At 70.9% G+C, this 15377-nt stretch carries 23 protein-coding genes; 13 read left to right on the forward strand and 10 right to left on the reverse strand.

Annotated elements, in window-relative coordinates; translation table 11 throughout:
* Positions 1-8: 8 nt before the first annotated feature.
* The 5 genes from DJ017_RS00640 to DJ017_RS00660 all read right to left on the reverse strand — a co-directional run bounded on the left by DJ017_RS00640 (position 9) and on the right by DJ017_RS00660 (position 5388).
* Positions 9-1817: a winged helix-turn-helix domain-containing protein gene (locus tag DJ017_RS00640; RefSeq protein WP_165830486.1), complete on the reverse strand. Its 1809-nt coding sequence runs from the start codon at positions 1815-1817 to the stop codon at positions 9-11.
* Positions 1818-2048: 231 nt separating this feature from the next.
* Complete coding sequence (locus tag DJ017_RS00645) at positions 2049-2396, reverse strand: UrcA family protein (protein WP_111526896.1); 348 nt, start codon at positions 2394-2396, stop codon at positions 2049-2051.
* Positions 2397-2538: 142 nt separating this feature from the next.
* The gene (locus DJ017_RS00650; protein WP_111526897.1) at positions 2539-3867 is read right to left on the reverse strand and encodes a lipocalin-like domain-containing protein; all 1329 of its coding nucleotides are present in this window, start codon (positions 3865-3867) and stop codon (positions 2539-2541) included.
* A gap of 78 nt (positions 3868-3945) precedes the next feature.
* Positions 3946-4785, reverse strand: a complete 840-nt coding sequence (locus DJ017_RS00655; protein WP_111526898.1) for a DUF5694 domain-containing protein — start codon at positions 4783-4785, stop codon at positions 3946-3948.
* 390 nt (positions 4786-5175) lie between these two features.
* The gene (locus DJ017_RS00660; RefSeq protein WP_111526899.1) at positions 5176-5388 is read right to left on the reverse strand and encodes a hypothetical protein; all 213 of its coding nucleotides are present in this window, start codon (positions 5386-5388) and stop codon (positions 5176-5178) included.
* Positions 5389-5510: 122 nt separating this feature from the next.
* Between DJ017_RS00660 and DJ017_RS00665 the strand changes: the two genes are divergently transcribed.
* Together DJ017_RS00665 and DJ017_RS00670 are read left to right on the forward strand one after the other, a co-directional pair.
* On the forward strand, positions 5511-6257 hold the full coding sequence (locus tag DJ017_RS00665) for a YebC/PmpR family DNA-binding transcriptional regulator (RefSeq protein WP_111529905.1): 747 nt from the start codon (positions 5511-5513) through the stop codon (positions 6255-6257).
* 14 nt (positions 6258-6271) lie between these two features.
* On the forward strand, positions 6272-6499 hold the full coding sequence (locus DJ017_RS00670; protein ID WP_111526900.1) for a hypothetical protein: 228 nt from the start codon (positions 6272-6274) through the stop codon (positions 6497-6499).
* Positions 6500-6508: 9 nt separating this feature from the next.
* Here DJ017_RS00670 and DJ017_RS00675 read toward each other — a convergent pair whose 3' ends face one another.
* Genes DJ017_RS00675 through DJ017_RS00685 form a run of 3 tightly spaced genes read right to left on the reverse strand, consistent with a single transcriptional unit; the run spans position 6509 to position 7421 of the window.
* On the reverse strand, positions 6509-6778 hold the full coding sequence (locus tag DJ017_RS00675; protein ID WP_226999969.1) for a DUF5985 family protein: 270 nt from the start codon (positions 6776-6778) through the stop codon (positions 6509-6511).
* The gene (locus DJ017_RS00680; RefSeq protein ID WP_111526901.1) at positions 6775-7047 is read right to left on the reverse strand and encodes a DUF5985 family protein; all 273 of its coding nucleotides are present in this window, start codon (positions 7045-7047) and stop codon (positions 6775-6777) included. Before DJ017_RS00680 ends, DJ017_RS00675 begins: the two co-directional genes overlap by 4 nt.
* Complete coding sequence (locus DJ017_RS00685; protein WP_111526902.1) at positions 7044-7421, reverse strand: hypothetical protein; 378 nt, start codon at positions 7419-7421, stop codon at positions 7044-7046. Before DJ017_RS00685 ends, DJ017_RS00680 begins: the two co-directional genes overlap by 4 nt.
* A gap of 161 nt (positions 7422-7582) precedes the next feature.
* Between DJ017_RS00685 and DJ017_RS00690 the strand changes: the two genes are divergently transcribed.
* Complete coding sequence (locus DJ017_RS00690) at positions 7583-8065, forward strand: SRPBCC family protein (protein ID WP_111526903.1); 483 nt, start codon at positions 7583-7585, stop codon at positions 8063-8065.
* A 7-nt stretch (positions 8066-8072) separates the two neighbouring features.
* Here the strand turns inward: DJ017_RS00690 and DJ017_RS00695 are convergent, their stop codons facing one another.
* Complete coding sequence (locus tag DJ017_RS00695) at positions 8073-8339, reverse strand: hypothetical protein (protein ID WP_111526904.1); 267 nt, start codon at positions 8337-8339, stop codon at positions 8073-8075.
* Positions 8340-8352: 13 nt separating this feature from the next.
* The gene (locus tag DJ017_RS20915; protein WP_264371473.1) at positions 8353-8481 is read right to left on the reverse strand and encodes a hypothetical protein; all 129 of its coding nucleotides are present in this window, start codon (positions 8479-8481) and stop codon (positions 8353-8355) included.
* Between the two features lie 120 nt (positions 8482-8601).
* Between DJ017_RS20915 and DJ017_RS00700 the strand changes: the two genes are divergently transcribed.
* The 10 genes from DJ017_RS00700 (at position 8602) to DJ017_RS00745 (ending at position 15320) form a co-directional block, all read left to right on the forward strand.
* Complete coding sequence (locus DJ017_RS00700; protein WP_111526905.1) at positions 8602-9240, forward strand: DUF4142 domain-containing protein; 639 nt, start codon at positions 8602-8604, stop codon at positions 9238-9240.
* A gap of 47 nt (positions 9241-9287) precedes the next feature.
* Complete coding sequence (locus DJ017_RS00705) at positions 9288-9764, forward strand: Cif family virulence factor (RefSeq protein WP_165830487.1); 477 nt, start codon at positions 9288-9290, stop codon at positions 9762-9764.
* Between the two features lie 68 nt (positions 9765-9832).
* Positions 9833-10645 carry a hypothetical protein gene (locus tag DJ017_RS00710; protein WP_111526907.1) on the forward strand — a complete coding sequence of 271 codons (813 nt, stop codon included), beginning with the start codon at positions 9833-9835 and terminating at the stop codon, positions 10643-10645.
* A 77-nt stretch (positions 10646-10722) separates the two neighbouring features.
* Positions 10723-11430 carry a peptidylprolyl isomerase gene (locus DJ017_RS00715; RefSeq protein WP_111526908.1) on the forward strand — a complete coding sequence of 236 codons (708 nt, stop codon included), beginning with the start codon at positions 10723-10725 and terminating at the stop codon, positions 11428-11430.
* Positions 11427-11795 (forward strand): EthD domain-containing protein, encoded by a 369-nt coding sequence (locus DJ017_RS00720; RefSeq protein ID WP_111526909.1) that lies wholly within the window; start codon positions 11427-11429, stop codon positions 11793-11795. Before DJ017_RS00715 ends, DJ017_RS00720 begins: the two co-directional genes overlap by 4 nt.
* Positions 11792-12595, forward strand: coding sequence for a site-2 protease family protein (locus tag DJ017_RS00725; protein WP_111526910.1), 804 nt, complete (start codon positions 11792-11794; stop codon positions 12593-12595). Before DJ017_RS00720 ends, DJ017_RS00725 begins: the two co-directional genes overlap by 4 nt.
* Positions 12596-12622: 27 nt before the next feature.
* Positions 12623-13132, forward strand: a complete 510-nt coding sequence (gene ruvC / locus DJ017_RS00730) for a crossover junction endodeoxyribonuclease RuvC (RefSeq protein WP_111526911.1) — start codon at positions 12623-12625, stop codon at positions 13130-13132.
* A 90-nt stretch (positions 13133-13222) separates the two neighbouring features.
* The gene (gene ruvA, locus DJ017_RS00735) at positions 13223-13837 is read left to right on the forward strand and encodes a Holliday junction branch migration protein RuvA (RefSeq protein WP_111526912.1); all 615 of its coding nucleotides are present in this window, start codon (positions 13223-13225) and stop codon (positions 13835-13837) included.
* Positions 13834-14862 (forward strand): Holliday junction branch migration DNA helicase RuvB, encoded by a 1029-nt coding sequence (gene ruvB / locus DJ017_RS00740; protein WP_111526913.1) that lies wholly within the window; start codon positions 13834-13836, stop codon positions 14860-14862. Before ruvA ends, ruvB begins: the two co-directional genes overlap by 4 nt.
* Positions 14859-15320 (forward strand): YbgC/FadM family acyl-CoA thioesterase, encoded by a 462-nt coding sequence (locus tag DJ017_RS00745; protein WP_111526914.1) that lies wholly within the window; start codon positions 14859-14861, stop codon positions 15318-15320. Before ruvB ends, DJ017_RS00745 begins: the two co-directional genes overlap by 4 nt.
* The last annotated feature ends 57 nt before the right edge of the window (positions 15321-15377 follow it).

Raw genomic sequence — 15377 nt, forward strand, 5'->3', positions numbered from 1 at the left:
GTCCCGGCCTAGCGGTCGAGCAGGCGGCGGACCTCGGCCTTGAGGTCGTAGATCGGGGCGACCTCGGCGGCGAAGTCGGGCCAGTGGTCGCTCGCCGCCCAATACTCCGCCAGCCCCAGCTTGACGCACAGGCGCACGAACCTCGGGTCGGCGCGCATGGCCTCGTAGGAGGCGGTGAACAGCACGTTCAGCGCCGTCTCCCCGGACGTCAGCAGGCCCTCCGAATGGTAGAGGTGGTCGAAGCTGGCGTCCTCGAGGATGTCGTAGATGGGCCCGGCAAGGCCGAGGCCGGCGGGCAGGCCAAGGCCGCCGAGCGGCGCCGTGCCGGTCTGCGCCACGCTGGTCCGCAGCTCGTCCACCACCTGGCGGGCGATCGCCGGCGACCAGCCGCGGACACGCTCGGCCATCAGCAGGAGACCTCGCACGATCGGGGAGGCGAGCGACTCCGGCGGCAGGACGGCGCGCTCGCGTTCGAAGCGGGCCCAGTCCCCCGCCTCCACCGCGAAGCGCATGGCCACGATGTGCAGGACGATGATGTCGGGCCAGCGCTCGACGTCGCGGTCGAGGGTCGAGCGGGCCTCCTGGCGCAGGCCGACGCTCTCCTGGAGGTAGGGCAGGTAGAAGGCGGCGTAGCGGGGGTCGAGGCGGTAGGCGCGGGCGATGTAGCTGTAGGCCAGGGCCTGATGCCCGAGGATGTCGTGCAGGCCCGCCATGTGGGTCAGCACCATCGGGTCGTTCGGCGCGGCGGCGAGGGCCAGGTCCACCAGGCTGAGCCGCTTGGCGTAGGCGCCGCACATCGGCTCGATCATCTCGAGGGCGAGGTAGGCGTGGGCCGCCCGCGGATCGAGGGCGAGAGCCCGCTCCGCCGCCTCCATGGCGCCGCGGCGCAGGGCCGAGGCCTGGGCGGCGTCGACCCCGAGCCAGCGGCGGGATATGGCCCGGGCGAAGGCCAGCAAGGCCCAGGCCTCGGCGAAGTCCGGCGCCAGGGCCACCGCCTGCTCGAGCAGGGGGGCGTTGAAACCGATGAGGTCCGGCCCCGGCGCGCGGGCCCGCAGCACGAGGTCGAAGGCGGCCGGATCGATCGGGCCGGCGCTGACCGAGGGCGCGAACTTCGCCTTCAGGGCCGCCGCCACATGGGCCGCGATCTCGTCCTGCAGGGTGAAGACGTCGGCCAGCCGCCGGTCGAAACGATCGGTCCACACCGTGGTCTGGCTGGCGCAGTCGACGAGCTCGACAGAGATCCTGACGCTGTCGCCGGCGCGGCGCACCGCCCCGTCCAGCACATGGGTCGCGCCAAGTTCGTCGGCGACGCGGCGGACCGACTTGTCCGCCCCGCGGTAGTGGAAGCTGGAGGAGCGGCCGAGCACCCTGAGGCCCGTCGTCTTGGCGACGGTCAGCAGCACCTCCTCGGAGATGCCGTCGGAGAAGTAGAGGAAGTCGGCGTCGCCCGAGAGGTTGTCGAAGGCCAGGACCGCGAGCAGCGGGTCGCCGTCGCCGGCCTGGGCCGCCGCCGCCGCCGCCACGAGGCCGGCGCCGACCAGCCGATAGCCGACCTTGGTGATGGTTTCGATCCGGAGCTCGCCGCCGGTGAGGTGGTCGCAGAGCTTGCGGAGCTGGCCGATCACCCGGTTGAGCGCATCCTCGCCGACCACCATGCCCGGCCAGCAGGTGGCCAGGAGCTCGTCGCGCGACAGGATCTCGCCCTCGGCGCGGGCGAGCGCCACGAGCACCTGCATGACCCGCGGCTGGAGGATCTGCTGGCGGCCGTCGGGATGGGTCACGCGGCGCAGCGCCGGCTGGACGCTGAGCCCGCCCATGTCGAAGGGCGCCTCGTGGGCGAGCCGAACGGGATCTGGACGAGCGGAATTTGGCCGAGTCGGATCGGGCGCGTCGGACGTCGCGACGCCGCGCACCCTCGCCCCGTCCCTGATCCCGCCCATCGGCCGCCGACGCCCCCGATCGGGCCGGCTGCGTGGCCCGATACGCCTGTGGTGTACCAGCGCCGGCCGCACGCCGCCATAAGCCAAGCTTCAGAGGGAGCGGTCATCCTAGCGGCGGGTTTCCTGGAAGGCGCCGGCGGGCGCGTCCTCGCCGCGGTGCAGCCGCACCAGCCGCGCATCGCCGAGCATCCGGATCGCCCGCGCCACGGTGTCCTCGACGCAGGCCTCGTAGCGGGACGCCGCCAGCTTCGCCTCCTTGGGGCCGCCGCAGGTGACGCCGGCGGCGGAGCGGATCCTGGCGAGCACGGCGCGCGCGCCGGCCTCGCTCTGGAGGTCGACCTCCAGGGCGAAGACCGCGTCGGCCGCGGCGCGCGTGGGGTGAGGCTCGGCGCGCCCCGGCGCGGCGAAGAACGCCACGGCCAGGAAGAGTGCGCAGGCGGCGATCCTGCGGGGCATCGCAAATTGCCTCCGTCCGGTCGGCGGCCAGGGCTTGGCCGCTCGACGGGAGAAGGCCGATGATTTGCCCCTGGCCGGATAGGACGCCGAACCGATCTTCAGCCGATCGCCAGCCGATCATTCGCCCTGGGGACCGTCTTGGTCAGGGAGAGGCGGCGAGGAAGGCGAGCGCGCGCGCCATGTAGGTGGCCGGCGGCTCGTAGCCGACACTCTCGCAGTAGCCGACGCCGGGGATGATCTCCGACGCGCCGAGCCAGGACAGGGTGAGGCCGACCGGCGTCTCGCCCTGGACGCTGAGGTTCGCCGACATGAAGCTGCCGTCCACGTACCAGGGCTTGGCCTCGACGGTCAGCTCGAAGGGCGGGCCGTCGGCCACCAGGGCGCAGCTCCAGCTCACCGGCATCATGCACTGGGCGGTGAGCGGCATCAGGGCGCCGAGCCCGATGACGCCCTCGACGGCCGTCTTCTTCCACCTGCCGTCCTCGACCGTCAGATAGAAGCCGTAGATCGCCGGCAGCTCGGTGAGCAGCGGCCCGACCTGGAAGCCGGCGACCACCATGGCGTCGCCGTTGGCGAAGTTGAAGTCGCCGAAGGTCCAGCCAAGGATGCCCGGCGGCGCGGACCAGCGGGCCGGCGGCGGGACGAGCGGATGCAGGGGCGGCACCTCGCCGTACATCATCTCGTGGTCGAGCCAGCCCTTGCCCGACACCTGATGCGTCTGGCCGCCGATGGTGACCGAGCCGGAGACGGCGAGCTGGGGCCAGCTGTAGTAAGTGCCGGGCCGCGGCTCCGGCGTGACCCCGTCCTCGCCCTGCAGGAAGAAGGCGCTCTCCACCGGCATGTCGGTGGTGCAGGTCACGTCGATGATCAGCGGATCGGCGCGGGCGGTGTCGGCGATCAGCACCGACAGGGGCATGACATTCACGGAGCCGGCCAAGATGTCGGGGCCGCAGCGGATGACGAACGGGTCGCCGCCCATCTCGGTGATCCCGCCCATGGGCGGCCAGACAAGGTTGGGCTGGCGCGCATAGACGCGGCTGCCCTCGGGCGTGGTGTGGATCACGCAGGCGTAGCTGAACAGGAACTGGCTCTCCGCCTCCGTCCAGCCGCTCCGCGCCAGCACGTCGGGCGAAATCGGCTGCTGCCGCTCCATGGACATGACGAAGGCGATGGTCTCGGCGCCGGCCGTGCCCGCGACATCCATGTTGGCGGTGAGCCAGTACCACTCGGGCCCGCAGCCCGGATGGAAGGCGTGGTCGCGCGGAAACCGCAGCGGGGTCTGCGGCGGCTTGCTCCAGAAGCTGGTCGCGGCGCCGAGCAGGGTGAGGATCACCTCCAGCGCCCGGGGCGAGGTCAGGCGCTCGGCGGCGGCGCGCACCGCGGCCTCGACGTCGCCGGGCGGGCGCAGATTCATCGGCAGTTCGTCGAGCGAGGCCAGCAGCGCCTCGCGCGCGGTCATCGTCCCGACCATGGCGCCGGCCCCCGTTCCGCGAATCAGCTTCGCGCGCCGCACCGGACCCTATCAGAAAGAACGGTATGGGCGCGGCGCCTAGCGGGGCAGGTAGGCCGTGGGCTCCACCAGGCGCAGGCCGGGGGTCTCGGCCGCGCACTGCTTGAGGAAGAAGGCGTGGCCGGAGCCGAACAGGACGACGATCCGGTCGCCGGGCCGGGCCTGCTGGACGATGTTGGCGCAGATCAGGGCGTTGCGCCGGTACCAGGCGGTGAGCAGCTCCGCGCCGGGCTGCTGGGCGCCGCCGCCGACCCGCAGCATGGACCGGTAGAAGCCCTGGCCCTCGGCCACCTTGGCCGGATCGTTGACGTAGCGCAGGACGCCAGCGACGCCGGAGCGGGCGAGCACAGCCTCTTCGGCCACCACCTCGGCCTGCGCCTGGGTCATGGCCGCGGCGATCAGGCCCGCCTGGCCGTGGGCTTCCGCATAGGCCTGGACGGCCTCGAACGGAAAATCACCGTCCACGTCGACGCCGACCGCCTGGGCGCCGGTCGCCTTCGCCAGGCGGAAGCCGAGCTGCACCACCTCGTTGCGCGACGCCGGCAGGGTCCCGGCCTGGTAACCGGCCCAGCGCTCGGCGACGATCTCGGCGGGCCATTCCACCGCCACCTTGGTCGGCTTGAAGCGGGCCAGGGCCGCGGTCACGGCCGCGATCTCGGCCTGGCGCTTGGGGGCCAGGACGTCGTCGGCCTTCACATTGTTGAGGTCCTGGCCGGGATTGCTCATGTGGAAGGTCCCGACGACCATCACCTCCACCGGCGCCGGGGCGGCCTTCGGGGCCGCAGCCGCCCAGCTCGTCAGCGACAGGCCAGCGGCCAGCGACAGGCCCACGGCCAAGCGCATGGCCACGCCCTTTTGGCCAAGATTGAAGCGCCCCATCCCGATCTCCCGATCATCCCGGCGGCCAGATGCCAAGGCCCGGCGCGACGGCCAAGTTAGCTTTCGGTAATGCCGCCCGGGACGCGACATGTTCCGTCCGCCAGGGGCCAGGACGCTATGGGTGGTGGCGAAGTGGGCTCGAGCGCGCGGAATTCTCGGCTCGGTTGCGGGGTTCGCGCACTGATTGCTGCACTGCGGCGAGATGGCGCAGCTTGGCCTTCGCAGACGCGAAAATGCGACTGGATTTTGCCACATTTCAGCGTTGAAACGTCTTCCGACGCAACGATCACCCCCAACCCCGATCTGCGTCACACGGATGGAGCCCCGGCGAACCCCCCAGCCCGCCGGGGCTCTTTTTCTGTCCGGACTTCCGCGTCGAGATCCTGGCGGTCAGTCGTCCCGAGCGCGCCGCGGGCCGAGCCAGTGGACCGCGGCCAGCACGCCGAGGGTCGTCAGGGCGCCGAGCGCAAAGGCGGCGGCGGTGGCCAGCGAGATGCCCGTGGCGCCGAGGCTGATCGGCCGGGGCTCCATCCAGTGGACCAGTTCGCCGTTCGGTTCGGGCGGCAGGACGTCGTCGATATCCTCGATCACGCTGTCGCTCATGTGGGCGCCTCCGCCTCTATCATCCCTGATCGCGCAAACCCCTGCGCATGGCAGGGGTTCCGCTGAGGTCGAACGTCAGGGTAGAAGGCGGCCAACCCTCTTCCTTGATCCTGCGCAAGCCGATGGCCGGACACTCAAAGTTCAAGAACATCATGCACCGCAAGGGCCGCGCCGACGCGGCCCGTTCGAAGCTCTTCTCCAAGCTGGCGCGGGAAATCACCGTAGCGGCCAAGGCGGGGCTGCCCGATCCGAACATGAACTCGCGCCTGCGGCTGGCCGTGGCCAACGCCAAGGCCGAGTCCATGCCCAAGGACGTCATCGACCGCGCCATCAAGAAGGGCGCCGGCGGCGACGCCGAGAGCTATGACGAGATCCGCTACGAGGGCTTCGGCCCCGGCGGGGTGGGCGTCATCGTCGAGGTGATGACCGACAACCGCAACCGCGCGGCGTCCAACGTGCGCTCGATCTTCGGCAAGAACGGCGGCAACCTCGGCGAGACGGGCGCGGTGTCGTTCATGTTCGACCGGGTCGGCCAGATCGTCTATCCGGCCAGCGCCGGCTCGGAGGACGCGGTGATGGAGGCGGCCATCGAGGCGGGCGCCGAAGACGTGGAATCCGATGAGGAATCCCACACCATCTACACCGCCTTCGAGCAGCTCTCCGAAGTGGCCGGGGCGCTGGAGAAGGCCCTGGGCGAGGCCAAGTCGACCTCGGTCGTCTGGCGGCCCAAGAGCCAGACCCCGATCTCGGGCGACGCGGCGGCGACGCTCCTGAAGCTGATCGACGCCCTCGAGGACGACGACGACGTGCAGAACGTCTACTCCAACGAGGACATCCCGGCCGAGGAGCTGGAGAAGCTGGCCGGCTGAGGTCGCAAATCCAGATGGCCCGCCGCCCCGACCCCGACCGTTCCGACCCCCGGGTCACCGACCTTCGCCGCTACAAGCGCGACCGCAAGCGGGCCGAGCGGGCCAAGCGCGTCCAGTCGGTGCTGCACGGCCCCAAGGGCGCCGAGCCCGTGCTCGGCCGGCGCCGCAACGCGGGACTGATCCTGGTGGTGGTGATCGCCATCCTGGCGGCCATGGGCCTGCTTTCCGGCCACCACTTCTGACGCGCGGCGTCAGCCGCCGCGGGCGATGTTCTTGCGCAGGATCGCCCAGATGATCAGCAGGAAGGCGGCCAGGCGCAGCAGATAGACCCCGCCCAGCGCCTCGTCGGGAATGCCGAACAGCACCGGCACGGCCTGGTTGATGGCCATCAGGGCGAAGGCCGCCGCGAAGGCGGCGAACAGCCGGTCGCCCGTGCGGCGCCAGAACTTCAGGAAGAACAGGCCCGCCACCAGGTAGCCGGCGGTCAGGAAGCCGGCGGTGAAGTTGGGATGCAGGCTCACGGCTCGATCTCCCAGATGAAGCCGTAGAGCAGGATCCCGAGCGCGATCATCGCCGAGACCTGGCGCCAGATCCACAGGTCGACGGCGGGGAACACCACCATGTCGGCGACGAGCGCCAGGTTATTGAGCGCCAGGAAGACGAAGCTGGCCGCGGTCCAGAGCAGCAGGCGCGAGCGGCTGCGCAGATGGGCGCGCAGGAGCAACCAGGCGCACAGGCAGGCGGTCACAAGGCACAGAAGGTAGACCGCCGTGGGGGCCCAATCCTTCATTCCCCCTCCCCTCTTCTGAATTTGAACGCGTCGGCCAGCGACCGCAGCGGGTCGCGCGGGGCCGAGATCAGGTTGATGATGGCCACCGGGCGCTCACGGTAGGCCGCCTCGAGCTGTTCGCAGAGGTCGGCGATCACCGGCGCGGCCGGACGATAGCGCCAGCAGCCGGTGTCGTCGCGGACGGCCACGCCGGCGCGGGCGAAGCGCTGCAGGTTGTCGTTGACCAGCATGGTGGAGGCGCGCAGCTCGCGCACCAGATCGGCGGCGTCCCAGCACCGCTCGGCGTCGCGCTTGAGCACGAGCAGCAGCTCGAGCGCCCAGACCGAGCGGACGTGCTCGCGCACGAAGACCGCAAGATCCTGCTCGTCGGACAACACGCTTCCCCCCACCTGCGCCGCAACGGACTGGCATCGACGGACGGGCCGTGGCGCTGGCGCTCCTTTCGGGAACGCACGACATCGCGGTTCGGTTCATTGGCGTTTGGCGGCGCCGCCGAGCTGTGCTCGACTGGGCGGATAAAGAAGGGGGAAACCGAATGACCATCCGCCACGCCGTCCTCGCCGGGCTCGCCATCGCCGCCGCCGCCGGCGCCGCGCGGGCCGCCGATTACGTGACCATCCCGATCGAAACCGGCCTCGACGTGCCGGCCGACGTGGCCTGGAAGAAGATCGGCGGCTACTGCGACATCGGCGCCTGGATGAAGACCAGCTGCGTGATCACCTCCGGCAAGGCCGACGAGGTGGGCGCGGTGCGCCGGATCGCCGACCGGGTGGACGAGGTGCTCGTCTCGCGCACCGCCTGGTCCTACACCTACGCCCAGCCGAAGTCGCCGATCGACTACCACGGCACGGTGGAGATCCGCCCGGAAGGCGCGGCCAAATCGAAGCTGATCTACACCTTGGTCTACGACGCCGCGGCCCTGCCGGCCGGCGCCGACAAGGCCAAAGACGTGGCCGGCCGCACGGGCATGTTCACCCACGTGGTCCAGGTCATGAAGGGCGTCGCCGAGGCGAAGTAGCGGGGCGTCAGGCCAGCCAGCGGCGGGGCCAGAGCGCGCCGAGCGGGCGGACCGCGCCTTCGCGCAGGGCCATGCGCTTGACGACCTTTGGCGAGAGGCGGGCGAAGGCCTCCACGGGCTCGACCCCGCCGACCGGGCTGGTCGCCACCTGGCCCAGGGTCAGCGCCTGGTCGACCGCCGCCCATTCGGCGCGGTTGCGGTCGTCGTGGCCGACGGCGAAGAAGTGGCGCACGGGCTTCGGCTCGTCCGCCGTCTCGACCATCACGCCCACCATCCAGCTCACCGGGTCACCGCACGAAGGTGGCGAGCACGTAGGCGAGCAGGAGCAGGAGCAGGCCGACCACCATGGCGCGGCCCATCAGCCTGCGCCGCTTCTCTTCGCGGGGATCGGGGGTGGCGGGTTCGGGCGGGCTCATGCCGCTCATTTGGCCCGAACCGGGCGCCGCCGCAACGTGCGCCGACGCTTCATTTGACGTGCGCCGGAACCAAGCTCTGCCGCTCTCGGTTTCGTGACGAACCCAGAGGGAGCCCCCAAGATGAACCGAGCCATCCTCGTCTGCGCCGCCGCGACCGCCGCCCTGTCGCTGGCCGCCTGCAACAAGGCCTCCAACACGGCGCAGAGCGCCTCCAACACCGCCTCCAACATGAATCCCGGCCAGAGCGAGCCGGTGAACAAGGCCCAGGACGCCATGGGCGCGGCGGTCGGCACGACCAGCGCCGCGACCATGGGCGCGCGCGACACCGGCGCGTTCGTCTCGAACGCCGCCCAGTCGGACATGTACGAGATCCAGGCAGCCAAGATGGCCGAGCAGCGGTCGAAGAACCCCGAGGTGAAGGCCTTCGCCAAGATGATGGTCAGCGACCACACCAAGCTGTCGAACGAGATGAAGCCGCTGATCACCGCCGCCGGCCAGACCCCGCCGGCCGACCTCGACCAGCGCCGCAAGGGCTTCCTCGACAACCTCAAGGCCGCCCCCGACGCCGACTTCGACAAGACCTACATCGACCAGCAGGTCTCGGCCCACGACGAGGCACTGACCCTGATGCAGGGCTACGCCAAGGACGGCGGCGACGCCGGCCTGAAGGCCGCCGCCGGCAAGGCCGTGCCGATCATCCAGAAGCACTCGGACGAGGCCAAGAAGATCCAGGCCAAGCTGAGCGCGGCGAAGAAGTAATCCGTGCCCATCGGTCCGCCGTGGCGGTATGGCTACGGCGGACCATGATGCGGACCCTTTTCCTGATCGGGCTGTTGGCCCTCGGCGAGCCGGCCCTGGCGGCCGCCCCGACGCGGCTCACCGAGCCTGCGGTCCGGGACTTCGTCGGGCGACAGTCCAAGGCCTGGAACGCCGGCGACCTTGGCCGCTACTTCGCGCTGTTCGCGCCGGGCGCGACCTTCACCGACCAGGGCCGGGCCAAGGACGGCCGGGTGGTGCCCTACGGCACGAGCACCCTGGCCGAGGCCCGCGCGCAGACACGCCGGGCGCGGGCCAAGTCGAAGGTGGCCGAAACCACGCTCATCTCACGCATCGAGATCGCGCCCGACGGCCGCAGCGCCAGGGTCGTGGCCGGCGAGCAGATCGTCCTGACGACCGCCGGCCGCGCCCGCCACCTGTGCGCCGAACGGGTCCAGACGCTGATCGCCACGCCGGCCGGCCTGCGCTCCAAGGGCCAGACCGACACCTACGGCCCCTGCCGCTAGGCTCCGGAACGCGCCGAACAAATCGCCTTCGCCCCGGTTGATGCGGCGGCAAAGCGAGGACGTTCGACATGAAGTCTCAGCAGATGGCGCCCGCCCACGGCGGCGCGGCCCCGGCGGTCCAGGTGCTGGATTTTCCCGGTGCGGTCTGGTCCTACGGCGGTGGTCTCAACAACCAGGGCGACATGGTCGGCAGCTACGTCGACACCCACCATCACGGGATGGTCTACGAGAACGGACAGCTTACCGGTTTCGACTATCCGGGCGCGGTCTACACCGCCCTCTCCGATATCAACGACCGCGGCCAGATCCTCGGGATGTATGAGACCGCCGAGAAGCAGCAGCTCATTGGCTTCATCTACGACAAGGGAAGCTACGAGACCTTCAGCGCGCCGGACGCCCTGCAGACCGAGCCCACCAAGATCAACGACCGGGGCGAGGTGGTCGGGTTCTACTTCGACTCCGGCGGCGGCCACGGCTTCATCTACGAGCATGGCGCCTTCACGGTCATCGACGTTCCGGGCGCGAGCTCGACGGAGGCGCTGGGGATCAACGACAAGGGCGAGATCGTCGGCGCCTACTGGGCCGGCGGCGTGCAGCACGGCTTCATCTACGACCACGGGACGTTCACGACCCTGGACGTCCCCGGCTCGTTCGGCACCCGGCTGAACGGGATCAACAACCAGGGCGAGATCGTCGGCTATTCGTACAAGGGCGGCCAGGCCGCGCCGGGGTTCGTCTACAAGGACGGGATGTTCACCGAGTCCGACAGCTACAGCCTGTTCGACATCAACAACCGCGGCCAGGTGGCCGGCGACTACCAGACCGCGGACGACGTCCACGCCCTGCTCGCCAGCACGCGCAACCTGGGTTGGATGATCTAGGCGTTGGATGGTCTAGGGGCGGCGTCGGGTGAGCGCGCCTGATGACGCGGCCCCTTGGGCGGCTCTATGCTCGGCCCATGCTCAGCAAGCGCACCCTCATCGCCCTTCTCGCCACGCTCGCCGCCGGGCCTGCCCTGGCCCAAGCCCCAGCGGCTCAGCCCGCCGCCAAGGCCGACCCGTTCGTGAAGCTGCACACCGCCGAGGGCGACATCGTCGTCGAGCTCTATGCCGACAAGGCGCCGATCACCGTGCGCAACTTCCTGCACTACGTGGACACCAAGCGGATGGACGGGGCGACCTTCTACCGGTCCTCGACGCCGCCCGGCGACAAGACCTTCGACTACGGTATCCTGCAGGGCGGGGTGGGCACCGATCCCAAGAAGCTCTATCCGCCGATCGCCCATGAGAGCACGGCCAAGACCGGCCTGTCGCACACCGACGGCACGATCTCCATGACCCGCTACGCGCCGGGCACGGCGACCGCCAACTTCTCGATCTGCGTCGGTGACCAGACCTACCTCGACGCCGATCCGAAGGACCCCAAGGCCAACCCCGGCTACGCCGCCTTCGGGCGGGTGGTGCAGGGCATGGACGTAGTCAAGAAGATGCTGGCCGCGCCGCGCGACCCGACCAAGGGCGTCGGGGTGATGAAGGGCGAGATGCTGAAGAAGCCGATCCCGATCCTCACCGCCCGGCGCGTCGCCTGGACGCCGCCGGCCGAGACCGCGCCCGCCGCCACCGTCCCTCCGCCTGCGAGCCCCCAGCCTGCGAGCCCCCAGCCGTGATCAAGCTCACCTTCTGCCTCACCCGCCTGCCGCACCTCAGCCGCGAGGAGTTCCAGGACTACTGGCTCAACAAGCACGGGCCGCTGGTGGCGAGCGTCGCCGAGACCCTGCAGATCCGGCGCTATGCCCAGTTGCACTCGGCCGGGCCGGAGCTCAGCGCCGGTATCCGCGAGAGCCGCAACGCCCCGCCCGAGTACGACGGGGTGGCCGAGCTGTGGTTCGACAGCCTGGAGGCCATCATCGCCAACGGCCAGAAGTCGGAGGCGCAGAAGGCCGGGGCCCTGCTGCTCGAGGACGAGAAGAAGTTCATCGACCTCGAAAAGTCGCCGCTCTGGTGGGGCGAGGAGAAGGTGATCGTCGGTTGACCACCGCCGTCCCGACCACGCCGGCAGATCCCCCGCCGCCGACGTCCCACGCCGCCCACAAGCCGCCGAACAACCTGGTCGGCCTGGCGCTGCTGGCCGCCTTCCTGGCCTGCGGCTACGGCCTGACCCGCGGCGTCGCGCCGGGGATCCTGACCTTCCTGTTCGTGATGCTGGGCTGGGGCCTGTCGGTGATGGCCCACGAGTTCGCCCACGCCATCGTCGCCTACATGGGCGGCGACCACACGGTGAAGGCCAAGGGCTACCTCGCCTTCGACCCGCGCCGCTACGGCGACCTCGGCACCAGCTTCGTCCTGCCGCTGCTGTTCCTGGCGCTGGGCGGCATCGGCTTTCCCGGCGGAGCGGTCTATGTGCGCACCGACCTGATGCGCGGGCCGGTGTGGCGCGCCGCCTCGGCCCTGGCCGGACCGTTCGCCACCCTGCTGGTCCTGCTGATGCTGAGCACCATCCTGCGGGTCTGGGCCGAGGTGGGCGGCGACGGGGCGGTCTATCCGGCCCTGGCGTTCCTCGCCTTCCTGCAAGGCACGGCGCTGATCCTCAACCTAATGCCGATCCCCGGGCTCGACGGCTTCGGCGTCATCCGGCCGTTCCTGCCGCTCGCCTGGGAGCCTGGCCTGCGCAAGGTGGAGGGGCTGGTGATGATCGGCTTCTTCCTGCTGATCTTCCTCTCGCCCGTGGCCGGCCAGGTGCTGTTCGGCGCGGGCGCCGGGGTGACGACCGCGCTCGGCGTGCCGTTCGACGCCATCCGCATCGGCTTCGACACCTTTCACTTCTGGCGGTGAGGCGCCGCCGGCGTCATCCTTGCGGCGATGACGCCGAATCAGCCGCTCCGCATCCTGGGCCTCGACCCAGGCCTTCGCCGCACCGGCTGGGGCGTGGTGACGATCGACGGCATGCGGCTCGGCCATGTGGCGCACGGGGTGATCGCCCCCAAGGAAACCCTGCCCTTCGCCGAGCGGCTGCTGTTCCTGTTCGAGGAGATCAGCCAGGTGATCGCCGCCCACCGGCCTGACGAAGCGGCGGTGGAGGAGACCTTCGTCAACGTCAACGCCTCCTCGACCCTGAAGCTCGGCCACGCCCGCGCGGCGTGCCTGATCGCCCCGGCCCGCGCCGGCCTGTCGGTGGCCGAATACGCCCCCACCGTGGTCAAGAAGGCGGTGGTCGGGACCGGCGGCGCCGACAAGGCCCAGGTCGGCTTCATGATCCGCCGCCTGCTGCCGACGGCCGGCGACACCACCTCGGACGCGGCCGACGCCCTGGCCGTGGCCATCGCCCACGCCCATGCCCGCAAGACCCGGACGATCCGCGGCGCTGCCTGAACGGGCGCGGCGTAAGGCCCGCGCCTTCACGATTGCTCAAGCGACTCGGCTTCCGGTACGACTGGAACAGATGCTGAACGTGAGTCGGACATGATCGGTCGCCTGCGCGGGATCGTCGCCGAGGTGGGCGAGGAAGAAGCCCTCATCGACGTGGCGGGGGTCGGCTATGTCGTGCGCTGCGGCGCGCGCACCCTGTCGCGCCTGCCCGAGATCGGCGGCGAGACGGTGCTGCACGTGGAGACCCAGTGGGCCGAGCAGACCGGCATCACCCTCTACGGGTTTCCCACCCGCGACGACCGCCAGGTGTTCGTGACCCTGAAGACGATCCAGGGCGTCGGGCCCAAGGCGGCGCTGGCGGTGCTCGACGTGCTGCCGCCGGGCGAGCTCGCCGCCGCGGTGGCGCGCGAGGACAAGGCCGCCGTCGCCCGCGCCCAGGGCGTGGGCCCCAAGCTCGCCCTGCGCATCGTCACCGAGCTGAAGGGCAAGCCGCTGGGCAGCGGCCCGGCCGCGACCTTCCACGCCAACATCGCCGCGCCCGAGCCCGCGAAGCCCTCGCTGGCCGGCGAGGCGGTGGCCGCGCTGATGGGCCTGGGCGTCGCCGAGCCGCAGGCGCGGCGGGTGGTCGAGCAGGCCGCCGTTCGCCTGGGCGAGGACGCCCCCGCCCCGGCGCTGATCAAGGCCGCCCTGCAGGAGCTCGGGCGATGACCCGGCTGGTCTCCGGCGAGCCCGAGGCGTTCGAGCCGCAGGACCGCGCGCTGCGGCCGCAGACCCTGGCCGAGTTCGTCGGCCAGGAGCAGGCCAAGGCCAATCTGCGCGTCTTCATCGAGGGGGCGAAGAACCGGGCCGAGGCGCTGGACCACGTGCTGCTGTTCGGCCCGCCGGGCCTCGGCAAGACCACCCTCGCCCAGATCGTCGCCCGCGAGCTCGGGGTGAACTTCCGCGCCACCTCCGGGCCGGTGCTGGCCAAGGCCGGCGACCTGGCCGCGATCCTGACCAACCTCGAGCCGCGCGACGTCCTGTTCATCGACGAGATCCACCGGCTGGCGTCCAACGTCGAGGAGATCCTCTATCCGGCGATGGAAGATCATGTGCTCGACCTGGTCATCGGCGAGGGGCCGTCGGCGCGCTCGATCCGCATCGACCTCGCGCCCTTCACCCTGGTCGCGGCGACGACGCGGGCGGGCCTTCTGGCGACGCCGCTGCGCGACCGCTTCGGCATCCCGTTGCGGCTGGAGTTCTACACCCCGGCCGAGCTGCAGAAGGTGCTGGCCGGGGCGGCGGGCAAGATGGGCTTGGCCATGGACGCCGAGGGCGCGGCCGAGATCGCCCGCCGCTCGCGCGGGACGCCGCGGGTGGCCGGCCGGCTGCTGCGCCGGGTGCGCGACTTCGCGGCCGCCGACGGGGCGGAGATCATCGACCGCAGGGCCGCCGCCTCGGCCCTGGCGCGCCTGGACGTGGACGAGCACGGGCTCGACGCCCTGGACCGCAAGTACCTGCGCGCCCTGATCGAGAACTACGCCGGCGGCCCGGCCGGGGTGGAGACCCTCGCCTACGCCATCGCCGAGGCGCGCGATGCGGTGGAGGACGTTATCGAGCCGTTCCTGATGCAGCAGGGCTTCATCCAGCGCACGCCGCGCGGGCGGATGGCCACCGCGCGCGCCTACGAGCACCTCGGGCTGTCGGCGCCGACGCAGCCGAAGCCGGGCCAGGCGGGTTTGTTCGACGAATGACCCAGCCGCCGAAACCCGCGACGAGCGAACCCTCCATGGGCTGGCTGGAGGGGCGCGAGCACGTCCTGCCGGTGCGCATCTACTACGAGGACACCGACTTCACCGGCGTGGTCTACCACGCCAACTACCTGCGCTATTTCGAGCGGGGGCGGTCGGACTTCCTGCGGCTGGCGGGCGTCAGCCATCAGGGCCTGCTGCAGCTGCCCGATCCGGCGGCCTTCACGGTCACCAGGATCGCCGTCGAGTACAAGCGCGCGGCCCGGGTGGACGACGCGCTTCTGGTGCGCACCACCTACGACGCCGTGAAGGGGCCGCGGCTGATGATCAGCCAGCGGATTTTCCGCGGCGATGACCTGATCGCCACAGCGGCCGTGGAGGCCGCCTGCATCGGCATGGACGGGCGTCCCAGGCGTCCGCCGGGCGACCTGATCGCCGCCCTTCAGCCCCTGTTCGGTTGAGCGAATTGCCTTAAAGCCGCCACCACAGCACGCCAACCGGGGCGTGTCACATTCCGG

The organism is Phenylobacterium soli (assembly GCF_003254475.1).
In the GTDB taxonomy this organism is placed as follows: domain Bacteria; phylum Pseudomonadota; class Alphaproteobacteria; order Caulobacterales; family Caulobacteraceae; genus Phenylobacterium; species Phenylobacterium soli.

What these genes read in the sequence shown, in the direction of transcription:
- DJ017_RS20915 (WP_264371473.1), bottom strand. Translation starts at nt 8,481, where the DNA reads ATGAGCCCGCCCGAACCCGCCACCCCCGATCCCCGCGAAGAGAAGCGG.
- DJ017_RS00670 (WP_111526900.1), top strand. Translation starts at nt 6,272, where the DNA reads ATGGCCCGCCGCCCCGACCCCGACCGTTCCGACCCCCGGGTCACCGAC.
- DJ017_RS00640 (WP_165830486.1), bottom strand. Translation starts at nt 1,817, where the DNA reads ATGGGCGGGCTCAGCGTCCAGCCGGCGCTGCGCCGCGTGACCCATCCC.
- DJ017_RS00650 (WP_111526897.1), bottom strand. Translation starts at nt 3,867, where the DNA reads ATGGTCGGGACGATGACCGCGCGCGAGGCGCTGCTGGCCTCGCTCGAC.
- ruvB (WP_111526913.1), top strand. Translation starts at nt 13,834, where the DNA reads ATGACCCGGCTGGTCTCCGGCGAGCCCGAGGCGTTCGAGCCGCAGGAC.
- DJ017_RS00690 (WP_111526903.1), top strand. Translation starts at nt 7,583, where the DNA reads ATGACCATCCGCCACGCCGTCCTCGCCGGGCTCGCCATCGCCGCCGCC.
- DJ017_RS00710 (WP_111526907.1), top strand. Translation starts at nt 9,833, where the DNA reads ATGAAGTCTCAGCAGATGGCGCCCGCCCACGGCGGCGCGGCCCCGGCG.
- ruvA (WP_111526912.1), top strand. Translation starts at nt 13,223, where the DNA reads ATGATCGGTCGCCTGCGCGGGATCGTCGCCGAGGTGGGCGAGGAAGAA.
- DJ017_RS00745 (WP_111526914.1), top strand. Translation starts at nt 14,859, where the DNA reads ATGACCCAGCCGCCGAAACCCGCGACGAGCGAACCCTCCATGGGCTGG.
- DJ017_RS00660 (WP_111526899.1), bottom strand. Translation starts at nt 5,388, where the DNA reads ATGAGCGACAGCGTGATCGAGGATATCGACGACGTCCTGCCGCCCGAA.
- DJ017_RS00665 (WP_111529905.1), top strand. Translation starts at nt 5,511, where the DNA reads ATGGCCGGACACTCAAAGTTCAAGAACATCATGCACCGCAAGGGCCGC.
- DJ017_RS00705 (WP_165830487.1), top strand. Translation starts at nt 9,288, where the DNA reads ATGCGGACCCTTTTCCTGATCGGGCTGTTGGCCCTCGGCGAGCCGGCC.
- ruvC (WP_111526911.1), top strand. Translation starts at nt 12,623, where the DNA reads ATGACGCCGAATCAGCCGCTCCGCATCCTGGGCCTCGACCCAGGCCTT.
- DJ017_RS00645 (WP_111526896.1), bottom strand. Translation starts at nt 2,396, where the DNA reads ATGCCCCGCAGGATCGCCGCCTGCGCACTCTTCCTGGCCGTGGCGTTC.
- DJ017_RS00655 (WP_111526898.1), bottom strand. Translation starts at nt 4,785, where the DNA reads ATGGGGCGCTTCAATCTTGGCCAAAAGGGCGTGGCCATGCGCTTGGCC.
- DJ017_RS00715 (WP_111526908.1), top strand. Translation starts at nt 10,723, where the DNA reads ATGCTCAGCAAGCGCACCCTCATCGCCCTTCTCGCCACGCTCGCCGCC.
- DJ017_RS00700 (WP_111526905.1), top strand. Translation starts at nt 8,602, where the DNA reads ATGAACCGAGCCATCCTCGTCTGCGCCGCCGCGACCGCCGCCCTGTCG.
- DJ017_RS00695 (WP_111526904.1), bottom strand. Translation starts at nt 8,339, where the DNA reads ATGGTGGGCGTGATGGTCGAGACGGCGGACGAGCCGAAGCCCGTGCGC.
- DJ017_RS00680 (WP_111526901.1), bottom strand. Translation starts at nt 7,047, where the DNA reads ATGAAGGATTGGGCCCCCACGGCGGTCTACCTTCTGTGCCTTGTGACC.